General features: G+C 64.8%; 5 protein-coding genes. 3 read left to right on the top strand and 2 right to left on the bottom strand.

The annotated features are described in order from the left end of the window. Positions 1 to 198: 198 nt before the first annotated feature. Together ACYCVF_RS27880 and ACYCVF_RS27875 are read right to left on the bottom strand one after the other, a co-directional pair. Positions 199 to 1,776, bottom strand: coding sequence for a fatty acid--CoA ligase (locus ACYCVF_RS27880; protein ID WP_459601783.1), 1,578 nt, complete (start codon positions 1,774 to 1,776; stop codon positions 199 to 201). 159 nt (positions 1,777 to 1,935) lie between these two features. Then, complete coding sequence (locus ACYCVF_RS27875) at positions 1,936 to 2,808, bottom strand: SDR family oxidoreductase (protein WP_459601781.1); 873 nt, start codon at positions 2,806 to 2,808, stop codon at positions 1,936 to 1,938. A 105-nt stretch (positions 2,809 to 2,913) separates the two neighbouring features. On the opposite strand from ACYCVF_RS27875, the gene ACYCVF_RS27870 reads away from it, so the two are divergent. From ACYCVF_RS27870 to ACYCVF_RS27860, 3 genes are all read left to right on the top strand, one after another. Further along, positions 2,914 to 3,723 carry a crotonase/enoyl-CoA hydratase family protein gene (locus tag ACYCVF_RS27870; RefSeq protein ID WP_459601779.1) on the top strand — a complete coding sequence of 270 codons (810 nt, stop codon included), beginning with the start codon at positions 2,914 to 2,916 and terminating at the stop codon, positions 3,721 to 3,723. Positions 3,724 to 3,882: 159 nt separating this feature from the next. Beyond that, positions 3,883 to 5,427: an acyl-CoA synthetase gene (locus ACYCVF_RS27865; protein ID WP_459601777.1), complete on the top strand. Its 1,545-nt coding sequence runs from the start codon at positions 3,883 to 3,885 to the stop codon at positions 5,425 to 5,427. A gap of 125 nt (positions 5,428 to 5,552) precedes the next feature. Beyond that, positions 5,553 to 6,338, top strand: a complete 786-nt coding sequence (locus ACYCVF_RS27860) for an enoyl-CoA hydratase/isomerase family protein (RefSeq protein WP_459601775.1) — start codon at positions 5,553 to 5,555, stop codon at positions 6,336 to 6,338. Positions 6,339 to 6,418: the final 80 nt, after the last annotated feature.

The following is a 6,418-nucleotide window of genomic DNA, read 5'->3' as shown; positions in this document are numbered from 1 at the left end:
CTTGCCCAGATCAATCGCCGCTCTGATAAACTTCGCCATGGACGGCCTCCCTCTTTGTGGCGCTCCGGCGACCACGTTTTGGCACTTGATGCCGTTCAGGTGGGGCCGTCCACAACATCATTGCGAGCGAAGCGAAGCAATCCAGAGATGTCGCCATAGACGGAGCTCCCGATTGCACGATCGCTTCTCGAAGCGAGCCTAATTCACTCGTCGATCCTTCCCCGTCCAATACGGCTCCCGCAATTGCCGCCGCAGGATCTTGCCGGAGGGATTTCTCGGCAGCGCCGGCAGGAATTCCACGCTCTTCGGCGTCTTGTAACCGGCGATGCGCTCGCGCGTGAAGTTGATGATGTCGGTGGCGGTCGCCTGCTTGCCCGGCTTCATCACCACCACCGCCTTCACCGCCTCGCCCCATTTGTCGTCGGGCACGCCGATCACGGCGGCCTCGGCGACATCGGGATGATCGCACAGCGCGCTCTCGACCTCGGCCGGGTAGATGTTCTCGCCGCCGGAGATGATCATGTCCTTGATGCGGTCGTGAATGTAGAGATAGCCGTCCTCGTCCATGTAGCCGGCATCGCCGGTGCGCAGCCAGCCGTCACTGCGCAGCGTCGCGGCGGTCGCCTCCGGCAGGTTCCAGTAGCCCGCCATGTTGGAGCCCGAGCGCGTCGCGATCTCGCCGACCTGGCGCGGCGGCAGCGGCTTGCCGTCCACGTCCAGGATCGCGATCTCGACGCCCGGCAGCGCCTTGCCGGCCGAGCGCATCCGCTCGAGTCCTTCGACGTGATCCTCGGGCGGCAGCGCCACGATCGTTCCCGTCGTCTCGGTCATGCCGTACATTTGCACGAAGCCGCATTTGAAGATGTCGATGCATTCCTTCAGCAGCGCCGCCGGAATGGGCGAGGCGCCGTAGAGCATGTATTTCAGCCGCGAGAAATCCACCGTCTTTGCGCGCGGCTGCCGTACCACGAACTGCATCGCCGCCGGCACCATGAACAGCTTCGTGATGCCGGACTGTTCGAAGAAATCCAGAACCTTGGTCGGATCGAATTCGCGCGCGATGACGCCGCGGGCGCCATGATAGAGTCCCATCACGCCCCAGCCCGAGCCGCCGATGTGGAAGATGGGCATCGCGACCAGCGATACGTCGTCGGTCGACCATCGGTTCCACTCCGGCTTGTCCTCGGCATTGCCTGTTTGCACCAGGTTGAGGAAGTTCGCGTGGCTCAGCATCGCGCCCTTCGGCTTGCCCGTCGTGCCCGAGGTGTAGAGCTGGATCGCGATGTCCCTGGTGTCGATCGGCACCTTCGGGTCGTCGCCACTCTGCGCATCCCGCCACGTGGCAAAATCCTGCCATTCCGGCGCGCCGCCCTCTGTGGTGATGATGGTGCGCACGCCCGGCAGCCGGTCCTTGATCTGGTGGACGAGCGTGATGAACTCCGGTCCGACGAACAGCGCCGGCGCCTTGCAGTCATCGACGATGAATGCGACTTCGGGCCCCGCAAGCCGCCAGTTCACCGGCGCCATCACGACGCCGGCCTTCATCGCGCCCATCAGGAGCTCGAAATAAAGGTCGCTGTTCTTGCCGAGATAGGCGATGCGATCGCCCTTCTTCACGCCCGTCGCGATCAGGGCATTGGCGACCTTGTTGGTCTTGATATCGAATTCGGCAAAGCTGGTGAGGCGGCCCTCGAACTCATAGGCGATGGCGTTGCCGCGGCTCTTCGCGCGCTCGCGCACCATGTCGGCGAGATTCGCCAATGGCTGTATGGACATGTTTCTCCCGTGACGACTTGTTTTTATGCCTGGGAGTGTGGCGTCATCCGCGGGTGAAGACAAGACGGGGAGGGTGATGTCGTGGCTTCGTGGACCGGATGCGGCGCACTACGCCGCAAGTGCGGCGCGCTGCGCTGCGTCCGGGGCACGGGGCGGCAACTATCCCCGCTTCGCCCGGTCCTTCTCGTTTTGCGCCATGATGCTCTCGCGGGCGGTCTTCCAGTCGTCGTCGCTCCAGTCGCGGAGCTGGTAGAAATTTCCGCCCATGGCGAGCGCCTGGGCACCGTCCATGGCGATAGTCTCGCCATTGATCCAGTCGCAGCCGCCGGAGATCAGGAACACCGCGATGTTCTGCAACTCCTCCATGGTGCCGACGCGGCCCATCGGGTTCATCGCCTTGGTGCGCGCGCCGGCCTCGTCGCCGGGCTTGATGCGCTTGCTCATGCCCTCGGTCGGGATCTCGCCCGGGGCGATGGTGTTGAGGCGGATGCCGTAGCGGCCCCATTCGGTGGCGAGCGACATCGTCATGGCGTGGATCGCCGACTTGCTCATCGCCGACGGCACCACGTAAGGCGAGCCGTTGCGCACCCATGTCGTGGTGATCGACACCACGTTGCCGGGCTGCTTGGCCGCGATCCAGCGTTTGCCGACCGCGTGCGTCACGTAGAACGTGCCGTGCATGACGATGTTGGCGACCGCATCGAAGCCGCGCGGAGACAGCTCCTCGGTGCGCGAGATGAAGTTGCCGGCGGCGTTGTTGATGAGGTCGGTCAGCGGAGCGTCGCGGAAGATGGTCTCCACCATCTCCTCGACCGCGAGCGCGTTGCGGATGTCGACGCCGTGGCTGGTGACACGGCCGCCGTGGCGATCCATCAGCTCGGTCGCGGTCTCGTCGCAGACGATCTTGCGTCGGCCGCAAATGTGCACGTCGGCGCCGAGCTGGAGGAAGCGCGCCGCCATCGACTTGCCGAGACCCGTGCCGCCGCCGGTCACGAGAATGCGCCGGCCGGCGAGAAGATTTTCCTTGAACATGGCTGTTTCCCCCGTAGGGATTGTCAGTTAATTGGTCGATTGACTAAATCCGGCCGCCAGCGTCCTGTAAAGCGGCACTGAACAAGAACAGGGGAGAATTCGTCCATGGAAGAGCGCGTCTCGATCTCGATCTCGGAAGGCGTCGCCGACGTGCGGCTCGTGCGCGCGGACAAGATGAATGCGCTCGATCAGGCCATGTTCGAGGCTCTTGTCGCCGCAGCCGAGCGGCTTTCCAGGGAAAAAGGCGTACGTGCCGTCGTGCTGTCGGGCGAAGGCCGCGCCTTCTGCGCCGGGCTCGACATGGGGCGTTTCGCCGCCATGAAGGAGAAGGGCGGCAACGGAATTCCGGGTGGCGAAAATCGCGATCTCACCAAGCGGACGCACGGACAGGCGAACTTTCCGCAAGCCGCAGTCTGGGGGTGGCGCCAGCTTCCGGTACCCGTGATCGCGGCGGTGCATGGCGTCGCCTTCGGCGGCGGCTTCCAGCTTTCGCTCGGCGCCGACATGCGCTTTCTCTCGGCGGACGCGCGGATGTCCATCATGGAGATCAAGTGGGGCCTCGTGCCCGACATGGCGGGCACGCCGATCCTGGCTTCGCTCGTGCGCGACGACATTTTGCGCGATCTCACCTACACCGGCCGCATCTTCTCCGCCCAGGAGGCGATGACCTACGGTCTTGCCACGCGCATCTGCGAGGACCCGCGCGCTGCAGCACTCGAAGTCGCGCGCGAGATCGCCGGCAAGAGCCCCGATGCGATCCGCGCAGCCAAGCGGATGCTGAACAATCTTTCGGTCGATCCGGGCCCGGCGCTGCTCGCCGAGTCCGTCGAGCAGCAGAAGCTGATCGGCAGCGCCAACCAGACCGAGGCGGTCCGCGCCAATCTGGAGAAGCGCGCGCCGAAATTTGCGGATTAGCTTTCTGTCATTCCGGGATGAGCCGTAGGCGCAGGCCCGGAATCCATCGAGCCGCATGCTCTGCCGTAAAATGGATTCCGGGTTCGATGCTTCGCATCGCCCCGGAAGACGGCCTGAGTGGTAGCCACGTCCCAGCCCGACGAAAGATCGGAAAGCAAAATGAGCGAAACGTCAGAGTTCCTCGGTATCGTCTCCGGCGAGCGCCGCCGCTCTCACGCAGATGTCGCCGACCGTAGCGACCGCATCGCCTCCGGTCTCGCCAAGCTCGGCGTCAAGCCGGGCGACTGCGTCTGCATGCTGATGCGCAACGACATCGCCTTCCTCGAAGCCGCCTACGCCGCGATGCGCCTCGGCGCCTATGGCGTGCCGATCAACTGGCACTTCAAGCCGGAGGAGATCAACTACATCCTCGGCGACACCGGTACTACCGTGCTGATCGGACATGCCGACATGCTGCATGCCTTGCGCGAGGCAATCCCGAGCGGCGTCACCGTGCTCAGCGTGCCGACACCGCCGGAGATACTGTCCAACTACAGGATCGATTCCGATCATCTGGCGCCACCTGACTTCGCAGTCGACTTCGAATCCTGGCTGGCGCAACACCAGCCCTATGACGGCCCGGTCGTGCCGCAGCCCATGAACATGATCTACACCTCGGGCACGACGGGCCATCCCAAAGGCGTGCGCCGCAACGCGCCGACGCCGGAGCAGGCGGCGGCCGGCGAGCGCATGCGCGCGATGATCTATGGGCTCAAGCCCGGTGCCCGCGCGCTGCTGCCGGGCCCGCTTTATCACTCCGCGCCGAACTCGTTCGGCATCCGCGCCGGCAAGCTCGGCGGCGTGCTGATACTGATGCCGCGCTTCGAGGCCGAGGAATTCCTGGCGAAGATCGAACGCTACAGGATCGACACCATCTTCATGGTGCCGACCATGTTCATTCGCCTGATGAAGCTGCAGGAGGCGGTGCGCAGGAAGTACGACGTCTCCTCGCTCCGCCACGTCATCCATGCCGCGGCGCCGTGTCCGGCGGACGTCAAGCGCGCCATGATCGAATGGTGGGGGCCTGTCATCTACGAATTCTATGGCTCGACCGAATCCAGCGCCGTCACCTTCGCGACGTCGGAGGATGCGCTGAAGAAGCCCGGCACCGTCGGCAGGATCTCGCCTGGCGCCGAGCTGCGCTTCATCGGCGAGGATGGCCGCGTGCTGCCGCCCGGCGAGATCGGCGAGATCTATTCCCGCATGGCCGAGATGGCCGATTTCACCTACCACAACAAGCCGGAGAAGCGTGCGGAGATCGATCGCGACGGCTTCATCACCTCCGGGGATGTCGGCTACATCGACCAGGACGGCTACGTCTTCATCTGCGACCGCAAGCGCGACATGGTGATCTCGGGCGGCGTCAACATCTATCCGGCCGAGATCGAGTCGGTGCTGCACGCCGTGCCCGGCGTGCATGATTGCGCCGTGTTCGGTATCCCCGACGCCGAATTCGGCGAAGCGTTGATGGCAGTGGTCGAGCCGCAGGCCGGCGTCACGCTCGATGCCTCCGACGTTCGCGTGCGACTGAAGTCCTCGCTCGCCGACTACAAGATACCGAAGCACATCGAGATCCGCACTGGGCTGCCGCGCGAAGATTCCGGCAAGATATTCAAGCGCCGTCTGCGCGATCCCTATTGGGAGCAGGCGGGCCGGAAGATCTGACAGTGCGTAGCCCGGGTGAGCGCAGCGATACCCGGGACGACAAGCAACCACTGCCCCAGATGTCGCTTCGCTCATCCGGGCCACAGGACCGAGGGGCTTTCATGAACGACACGACAGATGGGGGCATGACAAACGAAGTCCTCTACGCAGTCGCCGACCACATCGCGACCATCACGCTGAACGCGCCGGAGCGGATGAACACCATCTCCGGTCCGATGCTGAACGATCTGGCGCGGCTGCTGACCGAGGCCAACGAGGACAAGAACGTTCGCGTCGTGATCCTCACCGGCACGGGCAGGGCGTTCTGCGCCGGGCTCGACTTGCGCAAGGAGCGCGACGGCAATGGCCTCAGCGCCGCGTCCTCGCCGACCACGATCAACCTCCGCAACACCCCGCCGACGGTCCTGCATGCGATGGACAAGCCGACCATCTGCGCCGTCAACGGCGGCGCGGCCGGCTATGGCATGGACACCGCGCTCGGCTGCGACATCCGCATCATGGCGGAATCCGCGAAGCTCGCCGCGGCCTTCGTCAAGCGCGGCGTGGTGCCGGAATCCGGCGGCACCTGGCTGCTGCCGCGCATGCTCGGCTGGGCCAAGGCCTCCGAACTGATCTTCACCGGCCGTACGCTGAGCGCGCGCGAATGCCTGGAATGGGGCCTCGCCAACGAGGTCGTGCCGGACGCCGAGCTGATGAGCCGCGCCACGGCCATCGCCCGCGAAATCGCCGCCAACGCCCCGCTGGCGGTGCAGGCCTCCAAGCGCATGATGCGCATGGGCCTCAACGAAAACTTCTCCGACCACGTCCACCACGTCTATCTCCAGCTCCTTCCGCTGTTCAGCACGCAGGACATGGCCGAGGGCATGAAGGCCTTCATGGAGAAGCGCGCACCGAAGTTCGAGGGGCGGTAGCCGGAGCCCGGATGAACGATTCTACCGCCGTAGCTCGATGAGCGAAGGCGGCAGCGTATTCCGGGCCAAACCGCCGCATC

It is taken from the genome of Bradyrhizobium cedriense (genome assembly GCF_054602315.1).
This window is presented reverse-complemented; position numbering and strand designations above follow the sequence as displayed.

Coding starts and splice junctions, on each gene's coding strand:
- ACYCVF_RS27875 (WP_459601781.1), bottom strand. CDS start 2,808: ATGTTCAAGGAAAATCTTCTCGCCGGCCGGCGCATTCTCGTGACCGGC.
- ACYCVF_RS27860 (WP_459601775.1), top strand. CDS start 5,553: ATGACAAACGAAGTCCTCTACGCAGTCGCCGACCACATCGCGACCATC.
- ACYCVF_RS27870 (WP_459601779.1), top strand. CDS start 2,914: ATGGAAGAGCGCGTCTCGATCTCGATCTCGGAAGGCGTCGCCGACGTG.
- ACYCVF_RS27865 (WP_459601777.1), top strand. CDS start 3,883: ATGAGCGAAACGTCAGAGTTCCTCGGTATCGTCTCCGGCGAGCGCCGC.
- ACYCVF_RS27880 (WP_459601783.1), bottom strand. CDS start 1,776: ATGTCCATACAGCCATTGGCGAATCTCGCCGACATGGTGCGCGAGCGC.